The following is a 17,213-nucleotide window of genomic DNA, read 5'->3' on the forward strand; positions in this document are numbered from 1 at the left end:
CTGGAGTCCTTACTGATGCACGGCGAGCTGGTAAGCCGTGTATTTACGAATATTGATCACGCCGGTATCGAAGATCAGGTATTGGCCCTTGACCCCCATCAGCGTGCCTTCGGCAATCGGGTTCTTGTCCAGGTTGAAGCTGACAATCTTCGCCGGGTACTGCTCGACCGGGTAGCGGATTTCCAGCGGCTCGACACCGGTAACGGTCTGGATCGCCTGCAAGCCAAATCGCTCCTGCAACCCCAGCAGGCCTTCAGCGCAGCTGTCGAACAGTTGATCGCGAACCTCGGCCAGGTTCACCGCTACCGCATCGCCCTTGAGTAAAGCACGCCAGTTGGTCTTGTCGGCCACCTGGCTACGGAACAGGTCCTCGACGAAACCGGACTGTTGCCGGGTCGATACGCGCATGATCGGCAAAGCCTGGCTCGCCCCCTGGTCGAGCCAGCGGGTCGGCAACTGGGTGGCACGGGTAATCCCGACTTTCACCCCCGACGAGTTGGCCAGGTACACCACGTGATCGGTCATGCAGAACTTCTCGCCCCACTCCGGCTCCCGGCACGTGCCGGCGTCGTAGTGGCAGCGCTCCGGGCTCATGATGCAGACGTCGCACTGGGCCAGTTTGGTCATGCACGGGTAGCAGTAACCCTGGCTGAAACTGGTCTTGGTCTTGCGCCCGCAATGGATGCAGTGGATTGCACCCAGGTATTCCAGGCGTACCGTGGTGCCGATCAACGGATTGACCGGGACCTCGGTTTCGCCCAGACGGAAAGCATATTGCACGTTCGACCCGTCAAGGCGTGCCGACATTTTGCTGATTGCACCGCGGCCAATCTCGATCAATGGATGGCATCCGACTTGAACAGGATGTTCGGCACTTCGATCGACTTCGAGGCGCATTCCTGCGGCCCCATGTAGCCGGTACGCTGGTCCTCGGGCAGGTTCTGGATTTCCCAGGCGATCATCGCCTGCAGCGACAGCTCGCGTTGTTCGGCGGTGAGTTTGCCACCGTCGGACCATTTGCCGATTTCCACGGCCAGTTTCAGGCTCTCGTAGATATCGGAGGTGATGTTCTTGATCATTTCGTTAAAAGAGGACATTGGGTCTCCGTCTCTTTATTGCATATCTGAATTAGGCGGCCAGTTTACGGCGGTTATACAAACCGCCCAACAAACCGGTGAAGCATCCGATGAGTAACCCACTGACGTGGGCCGCGTTGGCGATTTCGCCGAAGCCGATCATCGAGACCAGCCCGGACAGGCACAGCAGCAACCACACCAGCATCATCACCAGCACGCCACGCGGCAAGCGATAAGCCGGATTCGGCGCCAGCAGCTGGAAGATCCAGCAATGCCCGAGCAGACCGTACAGTACGCCGGACAAACCACCGAACAAGGTCGGGCCGCTGAAGTAATACTGGGCGTAGTTGGACACCAGGCTGAACAGCAAGGTCAGGCCGATCAGGTTGATACTGCCCTGGCGCGACTCGATGCGCCGCCCCAGCTCCCAATACCACATGCCGTTCATCGCCAGGTGCAGGATGCCGAAGTGGATCAGCATCGGCGTGAACAGCCGCCACCACTGCCCCGCCGCCAGGCTGTCGGCCAGCGGCGTGAAGTGAAGGTATTCGCCGACCACGCGGAACTCGAGAAAGGTCAGCCAGCGCATCGTTTCAAGGTTGTCGCCCAGCATGGTCACCGCGCCGACAATCAGGCTCAGCAGCAGCACCAGCGCGGTGGCCCTGGCATATTTCAATTGCTCGACGAATCCGGGACGCGTGATGGTCTGCGCCACCGGAATGTCCAGCTGTTGGTCGGGGTCACCCGCGGGAAAGCGTTCGTACAGCGCACGCACGTCTTCACTGATGTTGTCCGGCACCCACAGCACTTGCTCGCCAGCTTCTTCGCTGACCCGATGGGGCACCTGCATGCGCTTGAGCAGGGTGACGAAACCGCTCAAGTCCACCGCCAGGGGCAGACGCAATACCGCTACAGCACTCATTGCAGCACCTCCGGCCGCTCGACATCGACCCAGACGAATTTTTGCGGATCCAGGCGTTTTTCCTGATCCAGTCGATAGGCAACCAGTTTGCCGTAGAGCACCGCGCTGTAATCCAGGCAGGCCAGGTTCGGCCGGATCGGTGCCGGTTTGCCGCTGCGCCAGTAGTGGCCGACGAACAACAGCGGCTCATCGATGCCATAGCGCAGCAAACTGTTCTTTTCGCTGGACGTCAGCGGCGTCCGGGCCACGGGTTCCGGCAGTGCATCCGGCTGGAACACGATGTCGCCGTAGGTTTTCGGGTCGTCTTCCCAGAACTTGGTCCGGAAGAATGAACGTACCAGCCCGTCGCCGCTGGTCATGGTCAGGCCATGGGGCAAGCGCATGTCCGTGCCGCGCAGCAGGCGATCGAATACGGTGCAGGCAAAGGAGCCCGACTCCGCCGACGCCTGAAGAAAATGCTCGTCGACACGACCGTCGGGGAACAACGCCCGCAGCGGCTCGATCAGCCCGGCATCCCAACAGGCATGGACCACGCGAAAACGCCCGGCATCGACGAACAATGGCAACTCGTAGAACCATTGCTGGAAGTCGTGCCAGTCACCCGGATGGTGTTCGAACTGGGTCAGGGTTTCGTGCAACAGGCGGGCATGGCGCGGCGTGTGCTCGCGCACGAACTGCTTGCCGCTGCCGGGCAGCGCCGGCGTACTCCAGCCCAGCGCGTTGAATTCATGGTTGCCCATGATGCACAGCGCCTGCCCGGCCTCGACCATGTCGTGGACGATATGCAGCGCCTCGCGAATCCGCGGGCCGCGGTCGATGATATCGCCGACGAACACCGCCATGCGCGACGCGTGCTGCCAAACGCCCCCCTGCTTGTGATAACCGAGTCGGTCGAGCAAGTGCTCCAGGGTCAGAGCGCAACCGTGCACGTCACCGATAAGGTCGTAGCTACGCGCGGGATCGAGCATCAGTCGCCTCCACCCCCCAACTTGCTGCCCCAGCCGAGCTTGGTCCGGCAGACTTCATAGTAGTTGTGGTCGAGCGGGTGAATCAGCCGCAACTTCTGGGCCTTTTTACTGACGGTAATGGTGTCGCCTGGCGCGCAGGTAAAGTGGTTCTGCCCGTCACACGAGACCTGCGGGTAAATCTGCATATCCTTGGACACGACGATTTTCAGCTCACTGTTGCCATCGACCACGATGGGTCTACCCGACAAGGTATGGGGGTACATCGGCACAATCACAATAGCATCGAGCTTGGGATGCATGATCGGTCCGCCGGCGGACAGCGCATAGGCGGTGGAACCGGTCGGCGTGGCGACGATCAGGCCGTCGGCCTTCTGGCTGCAGACGAACTGGCCATCGATGTACAGCTCGAATTCGATCATCCGGGTCGATTTGCCTGGATGCAGCACCACATCGTTAAGTGCATCGCCCTGGCCGATGGCCTCGGCGTGGCGGCGGACTTCGGCCTGCAGCAGGAAGCGGTTTTCCACCAGATAGTGGCCGTCCAGCACTTCGGCGACCTTGGTTTCAAGCTCATCGGGACGGATGTCGGTGAGGAAGCCCAGGCTGCCACGGTTGATGCCGAGCACTGGAATGTTGTGCTTGGCCAGCGCCCGGGCGGCACCGAGCAGGCTGCCGTCACCGCCGACCACAATGACCATGTCGCAGACTTCGCCGAGCATCTTGCGCGACGAGGTTTGCAGGCCGTGCCCTGGCAGCACTTCGGCGATGGTGTCTTCGAGGATCACGTGCAGGTGACGATCGAGCAGAAACCGTTTCAGTCGGCGGACGGTATCCAGCACCTGGGAACTGCCCAGGCGACCGATGATGCCGATATTGCGAAATTGCTCCATGGGGCTCCTGCGGGGATCTGCGTGGCGGCGAAAACCACGATTATGGGCGAAAGCCGCCCGTAGACAAAATCCTTTCAGCTTCAAGGGTGTGCCCGGGTTTCGGGCTATGCTCGCAAGATGATGCTATTTCCGGATTTGCTCCACCTGCCCCATCAGTTACGCCATCCCGAAGTGCGTGACCTGGCGTGGGTCATCCTCGCCCCGCCCATGCTGGGCGATACCCCGTGGCCGCAGCGTCACCCGTTGGCCGGCAGCGACTGGGTGCAGGCACCGCAACGGCTGGAACATTGGCTGCGCCAGCTGGACCGGGACAGTTATGGCTTGCTGCACTGGCTGGCCCAGGCCCGGACCCGGCGCCTGGGTCTGTACTACGAACGCCTCTGGCAATTTGCCGTGCAGCATGCGCCGGGCATTGAGCTGATTGCCGCCAACATGCCGATTCGCCGCGAAGGGCACACCCTGGGTGAACTGGACATGCTGCTGCGCGACCGCGACGGCGTGCATCACCTGGAATTGGCGATCAAGCTCTACCTCGGCCCGCAATCCGGCGACGGGCACGACACCGCCCAGTGGCTGGGTCCGGGGTGCCACGACCGGCTCGACCGCAAACTGGCACACCTGAGCCAGCATCAATTGCCGATTTCCGCACGCCCCGAGAGCCGTGAGGTGCTGGCGTCGCTGGACATCCATGCGTTCAGCGCGCATTTGTGGCTGGGAGGGTATTTGCTATATCCGTGGCCCGGACAGGCCGCCCCGCCATCGGGTGCCCATCCGCAGCATTTGCGAGGTCGCTGGTTGCATCAAAAGGATTGGCCGGCGTTGTTGGCCCAGAGCCCTCCGGGGCGTTGGCAACCCCTGCCCCGCCACGCCTGGCTGGCGCCGGCGCATTATTCGGCGGAGCACACCTGGAACCCAGAACAGATGCAGGCGTGGCTCAACGACCTGGACCCGCTGGCGCCGGCACAGTTGCTGGTGCGCCTGACGGAAAATGCCAGCGGCGACTGGGAAGAGGCCGAGCGACTGTTTCTGGTGGCGGATCTTTGGCCGAATGTGCCGGGGCAGAGTTGAGTCTCGTATTGCCTGACCCGCCCCCTTCGCGAGCAAGCCCGCTCCCACATTGGGCCTCAGCCGAACACAAGTCTTGTATCCACTGAAGATCCCTGTGGGAGCGGGCTTGCTCGCGAAGGGGTCAACCCGGTCTAAAGAGATAACCACCCAGCGCTTCGCAGGACTAAGCGCTGGCCAATGAACATCAGAGTTTCTTGTGCTGTTCGACCCATTGCCCATAAGCATTGATGAAACGCTGCAGGAGCGGCTTGACCGACTCGGACAACTTGCCCGCCTCGTCGAACGCCGAACCGGCGTTCCCCAGATAGGCCTCCGGTTGCTGCATCATCGGCACATTGAGAAACACCATGGATTGACGCAGGTTGTGGTTGGCACCAAACCCGCCGACGGCCCCCGGCGAAGCACTGATAACGGCTCCCGGCTTACCGCTCCATGCACTTTTGCCATACGGACGCGAGCCCACGTCAATCGCGTTTTTCAACGGCGCCGGCACCGAACGGTTGTATTCCGGGGTCACAAACAACACCGCGTCGGATGAGCTCACCTGTTGTCGGAAAGTACTGTAGGCTGCCGGCGGTGAAGCGCCATCGATGTCTTCGTTATAGAGCGGCAGATCGCCAATTTCGACGATGTTGAGCTTGAGATTGGCCGGAGCCAGTTCTACCAGGGCCCGCGCGACTTTGCGGTTGATCGATTCCTTTCTCAAGCTGCCGACCAACACGGCGATCGTATAGACGTTGCTCATGGGAGTTTCTCGACTGTCCGATATGGAGAGCTTGTAGTTATAGATGACGATTCAGGCAGCGGGCGACTGAAAATACCCTCCCTGACTATTTTTTTCCTGTAGGAAAACTTACCTCGCCCAAGCACGGTCTACAGTGCCGCAAATTGAGTGATTTATCTCCAGAGGTTCTAAGCAGATGGCAGCAGTACTCGTCGGTCAGTTCCATGCAAGAGACGCGGAAGGCCGTATTTATTCGGTGCACGAGTTCCAGGATTCCACCCCGGCGGCAGATGGTTCAGGGCCTGTCACCACCTACAAGCTGGCCATTGGCGACCGCCTCAACAAGGTCGACGACAATGAGTTTCTGTTGGTGCAAACCGGCATTACCATTACTCGCGAACCGCAAACCGCCAGCGTTTCATAACTCGTCGTTATGAGCAGAAGTCATATGCGCGGACTTGGGGTAGGATTCAGCCACTGACTCCTCCACCTGCTGAACATGGACTTCACGCATGCGCTTACGCCATATCGAAGTGATCCAGGCGCTCCTGCAGACCGGTCACCTGGGCACCGCCGCCGAATGGCTGCAGTTGCCGGTGGCCGAAGTCGAGCGTTTGCTGCGCGACGCCGAGGATCAGCTGGGTTTCATGTTGTTCGCCAGCGTGCGCGGACGATTGCAGGCCACCCGCGAAGCGCGGGAATTGCAGGTGGAAATTGTCCGGGTCTACGATGCGCTTGAACCCGTACAGCGCCTGGCCAACAGCCTCAGGCAATACCTGGCGGCGCCGCTGCGCATCATCTGCACCCCGCCTCTGGCTAACCAATTATTGCCACACAGCATCGCCGCCCTGCGCCGACGCCTGCCCGACGCGCCTTGCACACTGCTGAGCCAGCCCACCCGCGACATCGTCAGAAGCCTGCTGCTGCGTGAAAGCGACTTGGGCCTGAGCCTGCATGACCCCGATCACGCCGACCTCGATTGTCAGGTGATTGCCCAGGGCAAACTTCAGTTGCTCGCGCCCCACGGCTGGCTGCAACCGAAACAGAAATACATTTCACTGCAGGATCTGGCCGGCCAATCGATGATCGGCCTGGAAGGGCACGACCCGCTGAGCCCGGCGCTGGAAAACAAACTGCACGTCTTGCGTCCTGCTCCCGTGATTCAGACCCGGGTCCAGACGCATCAGATGATGCGCAGCATGGTCGAGGCTGGCGAAGGCCTGGCCATCGTCGACCCCTTCACCGCCCTCGGCGCCAAAGCCTCGGGACTGGACACCTGCCCACTGGCGCCAGCGGTCCCGATCAGTCTTTACGCCCTGACCCTGAAAAACGCCGAACCTTCACCAGCCGTTCAGACCTTGTTGGCCATCATCACGGAACAAGCCGTGGCGATGCTGACGAACTGAACGGGTTTTCCAGCGGGTTTTCGAACAGTCGATACCAGAACAGCGCTACTTCAGCGGTGTTCGGATCAATGCCGCGATAGCGCAGGTGGTCGATCCCGCCAATTACGTAACCACAGCGCTCATAGAGCCGGCAGGCCCCCAGGTTGTTGTTCTGGGTTTCGAGCATGATGCCCGGGAGCTTTTTCTTGCGGCTCCAGAATTGCGCCACATCCAGCAGGGCCTTGGCCACGCCATGCCCTCGGGCCGGTGCGTGCACCGCCAGTTCGTCGATATGGGCAAAGCCGTTCCAGTTGGTGCTGACCACCAGGTGCCCCACGGGCTGGTCATCCAGATACGCCATGAAAATCGCGCTGTCGGCGCCATCGCGAAAGCTGATGAATTCCTCGGGGTCGATGCCGTAACACTTGCGATAAGGCGTGATCGAGGTGACCGGCCACTGTGCTACCGGTTTGCCGATTTCGGCCGCACCGTAGGCCGCGACTTCAAAACTGAAATCACTGCCCCAGATGTAGGCGGCAAAACCTTCATCGGCAACCCGTACCGACAACCCTGGGTAATTCGGATTTATAACCGGCTGCATACTGGGAAAGGTCCTCACTCCTTGATGCAATCGACGGTGTAGCACCGTCCACTGCCCTGATCTTCGTGTTGCAATCCGTGCACATCAGCAACGAACCCCGGGAAACTGCTATCGAACGTGCGGGCAAACGCCAGGTAATCGATGATCGAGCGGGTCGACTCGGTAAAGCGCTCACCCGGCATGATCAATGGAATGCCGGGCGGGTACGGCACCAGCATCACCGCGGCGATCCGCCCGTTCAGCGCATCGATCGACACGGCTTCGACTTCACCCCGCACCAATTGATCATAGGCGTCCGCCGGCTTCATCGCGACTTCCGGCAGTACGGTGTACATGCGCTTTAGGTGCCTGGCGGTGGCATTGCTGCGATAACAGGCATGCAACTGATCGCACAGATCACGCAGCCCCATGCCTTGATAGCGCGCGACATTCTCTTGCGCCACGCAAGGCAGGCAACTGACCAGGCTGACGTTGGCGTCATAGCTGCGCTTGAACTCCAGCAATTCAGTGAGCAGCGTGCTCCACTTGCCCTTGGTGATGCCCATCGAGAACAGCACCAGGAACGAATACAGCCCGGTCTTCTCGACCACCAGGCCACGCTCCCAAAGGAACTTGCTGACCACCGCCGCCGGAATCCCGCGCTCGCTGAGGGCGCCACCAGCCGTCAACCCAGGCATCACCAGCGTGACCTTGATCGGGTCGAGCAACACATAATCGTCGGTCACGCCGCCAAAGCCATGCCAGTCGGCATCGGGTTGCAGCAACCAGTCTTCGGTGACGACCCGCTCGATGCCTTCCGCCGACGGCGGTTGCCAGATCGAAAACCACCAGTCATCGGCGGCAATGTGCTGGCGCAAATTGGCCAGCGCCCGGCGAAAACTCAGGGCTTCGTCGAACATTTCCTGCAACAGCGAACGCCCGGCCGGTCCTTCCATCATCGCTGAAGCCACATCCAGCGAGGCGATGATGCCGTACTGCGGCGAGGTCGAGATGTGCATCATGAACGCTTCGTTGAAGCGATCCCGGTCCAGTTGCCGGGCGCCGCCATCGCGCACGTGAATCATCGACGCCTGACTAAAGGCTGCCAGCAACTTGTGGGTGGAATGGGTGGTGAACACCAGCGGGCTGTCTTCATCACGGGACGTGCCCATACCGTAGCGCCCGGCAAAAAATTCATGAAACGCCGCGTAGGCGTACCAGGCCTCGTCGAAGTGCAATACCTCGACGCTATTGCCCAGTTGTTGCCTGATCAGCTCGGCGTTGTAGCAAAGGCCGTCATATGTCGAATTGGTCACCACCGCGAGCTTGACCTTCGGTGAACGCCCCTTGGTCAGCGGACTGGCGTCGATCTTGGCCTGGATCGATTCGCGGCTGAACTCACTCAGGGGAATCGGGCCGATGATCCCCAGCTCATTACGTTCCGGACACAAGTACAACGGGATGGCGCCGGTCATGATGATCGAATGCAACACCGACTTGTGGCAATTGCGATCCACCAGCACCAGGTCATCGCGAGCGACTACCGAGTGCCAGACAATCTTGTTGGCTGTGGACGTGCCATTGATCACGAAAAAGGTGTGATCAGCACCAAAGTTGCGTGCCGCGCGCGCCTCGGCCTCAGCCAGGGGGCCCGTGTGATCGAGCAATGAACCGAGTTCCGGCACCGACACCGAAAGATCCGAGCGCAGGGTGTTCTCCCCGAAAAACTGATGGAACGCCTGCCCGACCGGACTTTTGTGATACGCCACGCCACCGCCGTGACCGGGGGTGTGCCAGGAGTAGTTGGAGTCCGCCGTGTGTTGCACCAACGCCTTGAAAAACGGCGGCAGCAGGCCATCGAGGTATTTGCGTGCGGCGCGGGCCACCTGCCGGGCGAGAAAAGGCACGGTGTCTTCAAACAGGTAAAGAATGCCACGCAACTGATTGAGTTCGGCCATGGCGTCGGCGGGCGCGTTTTCCAGGGTCACTTTTTCGCCCAAGGCGAAGATCGGCAGATCCGGCGCACGCACCCGTGCCAGCCCGATCAGTTCGGCCATGTTTTGCAACAGATGGGAGTGGGTGCTGGCGTCTTCAGACGCAATCAACATGCAGGACAGGCCATGGTAGGTCGACGCCACCAGTCGTCCTTCGGTGTAGTCCACCGCCGAAACGACGCTGAATCCTTCCTGCTCCAGCTCCCGGGCAATCCCCCGCACGCGGTCGCCGGCGACGCTGTCGGCCTTGATGTCGCGATGGACAATCAGGACCGGGAATTTCAAATCTTTATACATTTGGCTCAGTGTCCTGAGGCGGCAGACCAGAGCCTGCCAGTCACCTCAGGGTAGAGTGTTGCAGCGGATGTGGCGAGCGGGATGCACCACTTTGTGGCGAGGGGGCTTGCCCCCGTCCGGCTGCGAAGCAGTCGTAATTACTGCAAACGTCATTTGCCTGAATAAACACGGGACCGCTTCGCGCTCCAACGGGGCGGTGCGGCGTTCCGACAAGCCCCCTCGCCACAAAAGCAGTGTCTGCCAAATAGGGTGTTATGCCTGCGCTTCAGCCTCGGCCAACTGCAACCACAACGCCGGAGCGCCAGCGGATTTGCTGATGATTTCCAGGCGCGCCGCGTGGCGGGCCAGATCGTCTTCGCTGGCGCGGATGATGCGCGTCGGCTGGCGATCCGCCGGCAAACGACGAATCTCGGTGGCCGAGTTGTCCGCCCCTTCCCCCGAGCCATTGCCATCGGAGGCGTTGCCGGCCAGGGACAGACTGGTCTGCCCCCCGGTCATGGTCAGGTAGACGTCGGCGAGAATCTCGGAGTCGAGCAAGGCGCCGTGCAGTTCACGGCCAGAGTTGTCGACGCCATAGCGCTTGCACAGGGCGTCGAGGCTGTTGCGCTGCCCCGGGTGACGCTCCCGGGCCATCATCAGGGTGTCGAGGATCGAGCAGTGCTGCGTGATGTCCGCACGGTCCTGCTGGCCCATCAGGGCGAATTCGTTGTTGATGAAGCCAACGTCGAACGCCGCGTTATGGATGATCAGCTGCGCACCCTTGATGAACTCGAAGAACTCTTCGGCCACCTCGGCAAAACGCGGCTTGCCCACGAGGAATTCGTTGGTGATGCCGTGGACGCCGATTGCGCCCTCGTCACTTTCGCGATCGGGTTGCAGGTACACGTGAAAGTGCCGGCCCGTCAGGCGTCGGCCGATCAGCTCGACACAACCGATTTCGATAATCCGGTGGCCGTCGGTCACCGGCATGCCGGTGGTTTCGGTGTCGAGTACAACGGATCTGGTGGCCATCAGTGCTCAGCTCTCAATCGGTCAATCGTGCAAAAGCGGCGATGTTAACACGCCCGCCGGGGTCTTTCAGGTGGACCGTGTTGCGCCCATCGCGAGCAAGCTCGCCCCCACAGTGGACTGGTGACGATCACAAATTCTGTGCTCGACGCCGATCGAATGTGGGAGCGAGCTTGCTCGCGATTGCTGCAACTCGGTGTATCGGTGGAGCCTAAATCAGTCCTGCTTGTACCCGCGCACCTCATCGACGCCACGGTTGGCCAACTGGTCGGCCCGTTCGTTGCCGTGATGGCCGATGTGCCCGCGTACCCACTTCCAGGTGACCTTGTGGCGGTTGACCTGCTCGTCGAGCAATTTCCACAGGTCAGCGTTTTTCACCGGCTCTTTCGCTGCGGTTTTCCAGCCGCGCTTCTTCCAGTTGTCCATCCACTCGTTAATGCCTTTCATCACGTACTGGGAGTCGGTCACCAGCAGCACCTCACAGGGACGCTTGAGTTCTTCAAGGCCACGGATCGCGCCCATCAGCTCCATACGGTTGTTGGTGGTATTGGCTTCGCCGCCCCAGAGTTCCTTTTCAACGCCCTTGCACACCAGCAGTGCGCCCCAGCCGCCGGGGCCAGGGTTGCCCTTGCAGGCGCCGTCGGTGAACAGTTCTACGCTATCGCTCATGCCAATCTATCCAGAAAATGCGCTGGCCCGCCGATCGCTGATCGACGACGCCCGAAGCCGGGACAAGCCCGGCCGCAAATAAAAAGTGTGTATTACGGTTCGATGTTGCGACGGTTGACCTTGGCCATCGGCAAAGGGATCAACTTGCCCATCGGCTCGCGACGTTCCTGACGGACCGGTCGCAAGCCCACCACGATCTTGCGCGCCACCAGCAAATAGAAGCCGCCGCCCGACAACTGCCAGTCACCGGCCTTGCGTTCCCAACCGGCCAGGCGGGCCTGCCATGCCGGTGACGCAAGCGGCGGACGATAGCACCCGAAGCGGCGTTTCTCCAGCGCGAAACCCAGCAGGTTCAGCCAGTCCGCGACCCGTGATGGCGAAATGCAGCGCGCCTTGCGCAGCGCATCCTGGGCAAACACATGCCGCAGGCCCCAACTGCTCCAGGGATTGATGCCGATGATCAGCAGATGCCCGCCGGGGCGAACGCTACTTGCCGCTTCACGGAGCAATCCGTGGGGCGACAGGCAGAAATCCAGGCCATGCTGCAGCACCACCACATCGGCAGCATGCTCGCTCAGCGGCCAGGCCTGCTCCTCACAGACGATCTCGACTCCCGGTAATGGCGCGCCCAAGCGCACATTGCGCTGCACCTGCGGCGCTGACGGAGGGGGCTGGGCCGAAGGACCGTAATGCACCAGATAGCCACCAAAGAACCGCCCGAGCTCGTCTTCGAGCATGCGCCGCTCTTCGTCCAGCAGAAATTGCCCGAGGGGACCGGCCAGCCAATCGCGGGCCGCGCTGATCAACGCCAGCCAGTCGGGATCAGCCTGTGCGAACGCTTTATCAGTCATTGCATTCTCCAACACGCCAGGAAGTTCTAAGATGCGCCATTGATTTCCGTTTGGCGAATCCGACGATGATACAGATCACTGCCCTGCCCGCCTTCACCGACAACTACATCTGGCTGTTACAAGACCACGGCAGCAAGCGCTGCGCGGTCGTCGACCCGGGTGATGCCGCCCCCGTACAAGCCTGGCTGGCGGCCAATCCGGGCTGGGTACTGAGTGATATTCTGATCACTCATCACCATCATGACCATGTCGGCGGCGTCGAACAGCTGAAGAAAGCGACGGACGCAAAGGTCTATGGCCCGGCCAGCGAGAAAATCCCGGCGCGGGACGTTGCGCTCAAAGACAACGACAAGGTCAATGTGCTCGGCTGGGACTTCGACGTCATCGCGGTCCCTGGCCACACCCTGGGGCATATCGCCTATTACCATCACGGATTGCTGTTCTGCGGCGACACACTGTTTGCCGCCGGCTGCGGACGGTTGTTTGAAGGCACGCCACAGCAAATGTACAGCTCGCTGACACGCCTCGCTGCGTTGCCGGAAGACACGCTGGTCTACTGCACCCACGAATACACCCTCGGCAATCTGAAGTTTGCGGCGGCCGTCGAACCGAACAATCCGGACACCGCCGAGCGTCTGGCCAAAGTCACCCGACAACGCGAATCCGCAATCATGACGCTGCCGTCGACACTGGCGCTGGAAAAGCTCACAAACCCGTTCTTGCGCGCCGGTGAAACATCCGTTAAAGAAAAAGCGGACGAACGGACCGGCACCGATAACTCGGCGCCCGATATGGTTTTTGCTGCTCTTCGAGCCTGGAAGGACAAGTTCTAAAGGGATCGCTCAAGGTTGCAACAATTCTGAAAGGTTGACCGCGCAGGGTGTGCTTTCTAGAATCGCCCGACATTTTTGCCCGGAACTTACTTCCAGCCAATGTCGTCACCTATTCGCAAAGCCATCAGTTCAGACGCATTGACCCGCTTGGCTCAAGCCATCGCGGTGGCTGTGTCCGCCACCTTGGCGGGCTGTTCCAGCCATGCGCCGCAGACCGATGCGGCGCACACGCCGAATATCGCCGCGCGCGCCAAGCAAAAGCCGATCTGGCTCAGCGAAAAACCCAGCCCGCAAATTCCACAGGACGTCTGGGAGCGTATGCGCCAGGGCTTCCAGTTGCAGGACGGGCTGGGTGTCAACCCGCGAATCGAGCAACAGCGCCTGTGGTTCGCCAGCAATCCATCTTTCCTCGAAAACGCCGGCGAACGTGGCAGCCTCTACATTCACTACATCGTCGAACGCCTTGAGGAGCGCAACATGCCGCTGGAGCTGGCACTGCTGCCAGTGATTGAAAGTGCCTACAACCCGATGGCCTATTCCCGGGCCGACGCGGTGGGTCTTTGGCAATTCATCCCGTCCACCGGGCGTTACTTCAACCTGCGTCAAACCCGTTTCTATGATGGCCGTCGCGACATCACCGCGTCGACCACCGCCGCGATGGACTACCTGAGCCGCCTGCACGACATGTTCAACGGCGACTGGTTGCTGGCCCTGGCGGCCTACAACGCCGGCGAAGGCACCGTCAGCCGGGCCATCGAGCGCAACGAGCGTCTCGGCCTGCCGACCGACTACTGGAACCTGCCGCTACCCTCCGAAACCCAGGCCTACGTGCCCAAGCTGCTGGCACTGTCGCAAGTGGTGATGGCGCCGGAAGCCTACGGCGTGAACCTCAATCCGATCGCCAACGAGCCCTATTTCCAGGTCGTCGAAATCAACCAGCGCATGGACCTGTCCAAGGTCGCTGAAGTCGCCAACATCGACGAAGACGAACTGTTCCAGCTCAACCCGGCCTTCAAGCAGCGCACCACCATCGACGGCCCGCAGCACCTTCTTGTCCCGACCTCCAAGGCGCAACTGCTGACCAGCAGCCTGCAGACCATGCGCCCTGAAGAATTGATCAGCAAAAAATCGCTCAAACCGGTCTTCGAAGGTGCCGACGACACCCAGGTCGCCAGCGTCAAGCGTTCCTACCGGGTCAAACGGGGTGACAACCTCGGCTCCATCGCCAAGGCCAACGACGTTGACGTGAAGGACCTGCAACGCTGGAACAAACTGACCGGCAAGAACCTCAAGCCCGGCCAGACCCTGGTCATGCAGGACAACAGCAAACGCAGCTCCGGGCGCGTCAACACCGTGATTGCAGCGAACACCAAGAAGCAGCAGACCACGTACAAGGTCCAGCAAGGCGACTCGCTGTATATTGTGGCCAAGCGTTTCAACGTCGAGATGCAGCACCTCAAGCGCTGGAACCCGCGTGTCGGCCAGGCACTGAAGCCTGGTCAGATGTTGACGGTGGCCAATCCGCATTAAAAAACAGCCCCTGACTTCAGGGGCTTTTTTATGTCTTCACAGTTTTTGTGGACTGCTCAAAAACCTGTGGGAGCGAGCTTGCTCGCGATGACGGCGTATCAGTTTGCATTGATGGCGACTGACACGCCGCCATCGTCGGATCGCCGCCCGGAGCAAGCTCGCTCCCACAGGGATTGTGGCCCGACCGATATTGCGCATTAAGCCCCCGTCTTTTTCCTGTCCATACAAGCTGTTACTGTACGGTCCACAAAGCCCAAGCCGCCTGGATCGGACCCCCTATTTGAAGCGCCCCCTGCTCCTGCTCCTGATCAGCCTGGCCTTGAGCTCCACCGCAAGCGCGACGATCAGCGAAAGCCATGGTTATGCGCAGTTCGGCACGCTCAAGTACCCGGCCCGATTTACCCACTTCGACTGGGTCAACCCGCAAGCGCCCAAGGGCGGTACGTTGCGGGTGATGGCGTTTGGCACGTTCGACACGCTCAACCCTTACACCTTCAAGGGCACCAGCCCCGTCACCACACCGAACTTCCTGCAATACGGCATCAACGAGCTCAACGAACCGCTGATGGTCGGTACCGGCCAGTACGCACCGTCCGGTGATGAACCGGCGTCCAGTTATGGCCTGATCGCGCAGTCGGTGGAATACAACGAGGACCGCAGTTGGGTGGTGTTCAACCTGCGTCCCGAAGCACGCTTCCATGACGGCACGCCGATCACCGCTTACGACGTCGCGTTCTCCTACCGCCTGCTGCTCAAGGAAGGCCATCCGCTATACCGCACCAGCCTTCAGGAGGTGCTGCGGGTCGACATCCTCAATCCGCAGCGCATCCGTTTCGTGTTCAAGCGCGCCGGCAATCCGCTACTGATCCTGCGCCTGGGCGAAATGCCAGTGCTGGCGCAGCACTACTGGAAAGGGCGCGACTTCAAGGCCACCACCTTCGAGCCGCCGCTGGGCAGCGGGCCGTATCGCATCAATTCGGTCACACCAGGACGGCAGATCGTCTTCGAACGGGTCAAGGATTACTGGGGCAAGGACCTGCCGGTCAATCGCGGCAAGTACAACTTCGACCGTATGGAAGTCGAGTTCTACCGCGACAGCGACGTGGCGTTCGAAGCGTTCAAGGCCGGTGAGTTCGACATCTATATCGAGCATCAGGCGAAAAACTGGGACACCGGCTACGACTTCCCCGCCATACGCCGTGGTGACGTGATCAAGGCGCAAATTCCGCATCAGATCCCGACCCAGACCCAGGGTCTGTTCATGAACAGCCGCCGTCCGACATTCTCGGACGCCAGGGTCCGTGAAGCGCTGGGGCTGATGTTCAACTTTGAATGGACCAACCGCACGCTGTTCAGCGGCGCCTACCAACGTGCCATGAGCTACTACCCCAACAGCGAGTTCTCGGCCAGCGGTTTGCCGGTCGGGCATGAATGGCTGTTGCTCAAGCCCTATCGCGAGCAACTGCCGGCCAGGCTCTTTACCGAGCCGTTCAGCCTGCCGCAGACCGACGGCCGTGGCATTCCCCGGGAGACCCTGCGCCAAGCCCTCGGCCTGCTCGCCGAAGCCGGCTGGAAGCTCAATGGCCAGCGCCTGCAAAACGCCGCAGGGCAACCCTTGCGACTGGAACTGCTGCTGGTCAACCCGAACCTGGAACGCATCCTCCAGCCTTACGTCGAGACCCTTGCCAGCATCGGTATCGATGCGCGGCTGCGCACGGTCGATCGCGCGCAATACAAGCAGCGCCTCGACCAGTTCGATTTCGACATGATCCTGATGACCCTCAACCAGACCCTCAGCCCGGGCTTGGAACAGTGGCAGTACTTTCACTCCAGCCAGGCCGGGGTCAAGGGCAGCAAGAACTACGCTGGTATTGCCAACCCGGTGGTCGACCATTTGCTCGAACAATTGCTGGCCGCCCGGACCCGCGATGAGCAAGTCGCCGCCGGCAAGGCCCTCGACCGCGTGCTGCTGTGGCAGCACTACATCGTTCCCAACTGGTACCTCAATTATCACCGTCTGGCGTACCGCAACCGGCTCGCCTTCGTCACCACGCCGCCCTACACCCTGGGCCTGAACGCGTGGTGGCTGAAATCTTCGGAGAAAGATCAATGAAACCCATCCGCACCCTGCTCCTGCAGGCCAGCGGCCTGTTGTTCGCCGGGCTGGCCTGCGCCGCCCCGCAACATGCCGTGACCCTGTACAACGAGCCGCCGAAATACCCGGCCGACTTCAAACACTTCGACTACGTCAATCCGGACGCGCCCAAGGGCGGAATCTTCCGTCAGGCCGGTTTCGGCGGCTTCGACAGCCTCAACCCATTCATCAGCAAGGGTGTGCCGGCGGACGATATCGGCATGATCTACGACACCCTGGCCAAGCAAGGGCTGGACGAGCCGTTCACCGAATACGGCTTTTTT

17 protein-coding genes and 1 pseudogene are annotated in these 17,213 nt (G+C 60.8%); 7 read left to right on the plus strand and 11 right to left on the minus strand.

Translation table 11 applies throughout. The annotated features are described in order from the left end of the window. Nucleotides 1-9 precede the first annotated feature (9 nt). The 5 genes from PMI29_RS19725 to PMI29_RS19705 are packed head-to-tail and all read right to left on the minus strand — an operon-like array spanning nt 10 to nt 3,856. Complete coding sequence (locus PMI29_RS19725; RefSeq protein ID WP_007996362.1) at nt 10-840, minus strand: DUF2797 domain-containing protein; 831 nt, start codon at nt 838-840, stop codon at nt 10-12. Beyond that, a complete protein-coding gene (locus tag PMI29_RS19720) occupies nt 837-1,097 on the minus strand; it encodes a YeaC family protein (protein WP_007988613.1) in 261 nt (86 codons plus the stop codon). Before PMI29_RS19720 ends, PMI29_RS19725 begins: the two co-directional genes overlap by 4 nt. Before the next feature lie 31 nt (nt 1,098-1,128). Next, on the minus strand, nt 1,129-1,998 hold the full coding sequence (locus PMI29_RS19715; RefSeq protein WP_007996363.1) for a rhomboid family intramembrane serine protease: 870 nt from the start codon (nt 1,996-1,998) through the stop codon (nt 1,129-1,131). Then, nucleotides 1,995-2,966 (minus strand): metallophosphoesterase, encoded by a 972-nt coding sequence (locus tag PMI29_RS19710; protein WP_007996364.1) that lies wholly within the window; start codon nt 2,964-2,966, stop codon nt 1,995-1,997. The genes PMI29_RS19715 and PMI29_RS19710 overlap by 4 nt, the downstream gene beginning before the upstream one ends. Further along, entirely contained in the window at nt 2,966-3,856 is an 891-nt protein-coding gene (locus PMI29_RS19705) for an NAD(+) kinase (protein WP_007996366.1), read from the minus strand. The genes PMI29_RS19710 and PMI29_RS19705 overlap by 1 nt, the downstream gene beginning before the upstream one ends. A 117-nt stretch (nt 3,857-3,973) precedes the next feature. On the opposite strand from PMI29_RS19705, the gene PMI29_RS19700 reads away from it, so the two are divergent. Continuing rightward, a complete protein-coding gene (locus PMI29_RS19700) occupies nt 3,974-4,924 on the plus strand; it encodes a DUF1853 family protein (RefSeq protein WP_007996367.1) in 951 nt (316 codons plus the stop codon). A 184-nt stretch (nt 4,925-5,108) separates the two neighbouring features. Here PMI29_RS19700 and PMI29_RS19695 read toward each other — a convergent pair whose 3' ends face one another. Beyond that, nucleotides 5,109-5,669 (minus strand): NADPH-dependent FMN reductase, encoded by a 561-nt coding sequence (locus PMI29_RS19695; RefSeq protein WP_007996369.1) that lies wholly within the window; start codon nt 5,667-5,669, stop codon nt 5,109-5,111. Nucleotides 5,670-5,844: 175 nt separating this feature from the next. On the opposite strand from PMI29_RS19695, the gene PMI29_RS19690 reads away from it, so the two are divergent. Together PMI29_RS19690 and PMI29_RS19685 are read left to right on the plus strand one after the other, a co-directional pair. Then, on the plus strand, nt 5,845-6,072 hold the full coding sequence (locus PMI29_RS19690) for a hypothetical protein (RefSeq protein WP_007996370.1): 228 nt from the start codon (nt 5,845-5,847) through the stop codon (nt 6,070-6,072). A gap of 88 nt (nt 6,073-6,160) precedes the next feature. Beyond that, complete coding sequence (locus tag PMI29_RS19685) at nt 6,161-7,054, plus strand: LysR family transcriptional regulator (protein ID WP_007996372.1); 894 nt, start codon at nt 6,161-6,163, stop codon at nt 7,052-7,054. Here PMI29_RS19685 and PMI29_RS19680 read toward each other — a convergent pair. The 5 genes from PMI29_RS19680 to PMI29_RS19660 all read right to left on the minus strand — a co-directional run bounded on the left by PMI29_RS19680 (nt 7,020) and on the right by PMI29_RS19660 (nt 12,432). Then, nucleotides 7,020-7,634 (minus strand): GNAT family N-acetyltransferase, encoded by a 615-nt coding sequence (locus PMI29_RS19680; protein ID WP_007996373.1) that lies wholly within the window; start codon nt 7,632-7,634, stop codon nt 7,020-7,022. The genes PMI29_RS19685 and PMI29_RS19680 overlap by 35 nt on opposite strands. Before the next feature lie 14 nt (nt 7,635-7,648). Then, on the minus strand, nt 7,649-9,904 hold the full coding sequence (locus PMI29_RS19675) for an Orn/Lys/Arg decarboxylase N-terminal domain-containing protein (protein WP_007996375.1): 2,256 nt from the start codon (nt 9,902-9,904) through the stop codon (nt 7,649-7,651). A gap of 252 nt (nt 9,905-10,156) precedes the next feature. After that, nucleotides 10,157-10,915 carry a DNA polymerase III subunit epsilon gene (gene dnaQ / locus PMI29_RS19670; protein ID WP_007996376.1) on the minus strand — a complete coding sequence of 253 codons (759 nt, stop codon included), beginning with the start codon at nt 10,913-10,915 and terminating at the stop codon, nt 10,157-10,159. Nucleotides 10,916-11,128: 213 nt separating this feature from the next. Next, nucleotides 11,129-11,581, minus strand: a complete 453-nt coding sequence (gene rnhA, locus PMI29_RS19665; RefSeq protein WP_007996378.1) for a ribonuclease HI — start codon at nt 11,579-11,581, stop codon at nt 11,129-11,131. Nucleotides 11,582-11,673: 92 nt separating this feature from the next. Further along, nucleotides 11,674-12,432, minus strand: coding sequence for a methyltransferase domain-containing protein (locus PMI29_RS19660; RefSeq protein WP_007996379.1), 759 nt, complete (start codon nt 12,430-12,432; stop codon nt 11,674-11,676). A 65-nt stretch (nt 12,433-12,497) separates the two neighbouring features. On the opposite strand from PMI29_RS19660, the gene gloB reads away from it, so the two are divergent. The 4 genes and pseudogenes from gloB to PMI29_RS19640 form a co-directional block, all read left to right on the plus strand. Beyond that, nucleotides 12,498-13,265, plus strand: a complete 768-nt coding sequence (gene gloB / locus PMI29_RS19655; protein WP_007996380.1) for a hydroxyacylglutathione hydrolase — start codon at nt 12,498-12,500, stop codon at nt 13,263-13,265. 99 nt (nt 13,266-13,364) lie between these two features. Continuing rightward, a complete protein-coding gene (locus PMI29_RS19650) occupies nt 13,365-14,795 on the plus strand; it encodes a transglycosylase SLT domain-containing protein (RefSeq protein ID WP_007996382.1) in 1,431 nt (476 codons plus the stop codon). Between the two features lie 292 nt (nt 14,796-15,087). Beyond that, nucleotides 15,088-16,908, plus strand: coding sequence for an extracellular solute-binding protein (locus PMI29_RS19645; protein ID WP_443216446.1), 1,821 nt, complete (start codon nt 15,088-15,090; stop codon nt 16,906-16,908). Next, nucleotides 16,905-17,213 (plus strand): annotated as a pseudogene (locus tag PMI29_RS19640) (ABC transporter substrate-binding protein); the annotation flags it as partial. The gene PMI29_RS19645 and the pseudogene PMI29_RS19640, both read left to right, overlap by 4 nt.

This window comes from Pseudomonas sp. GM49 (genome assembly GCF_000282355.1).
GTDB lineage: Bacteria > Pseudomonadota > Gammaproteobacteria > Pseudomonadales > Pseudomonadaceae > Aquipseudomonas.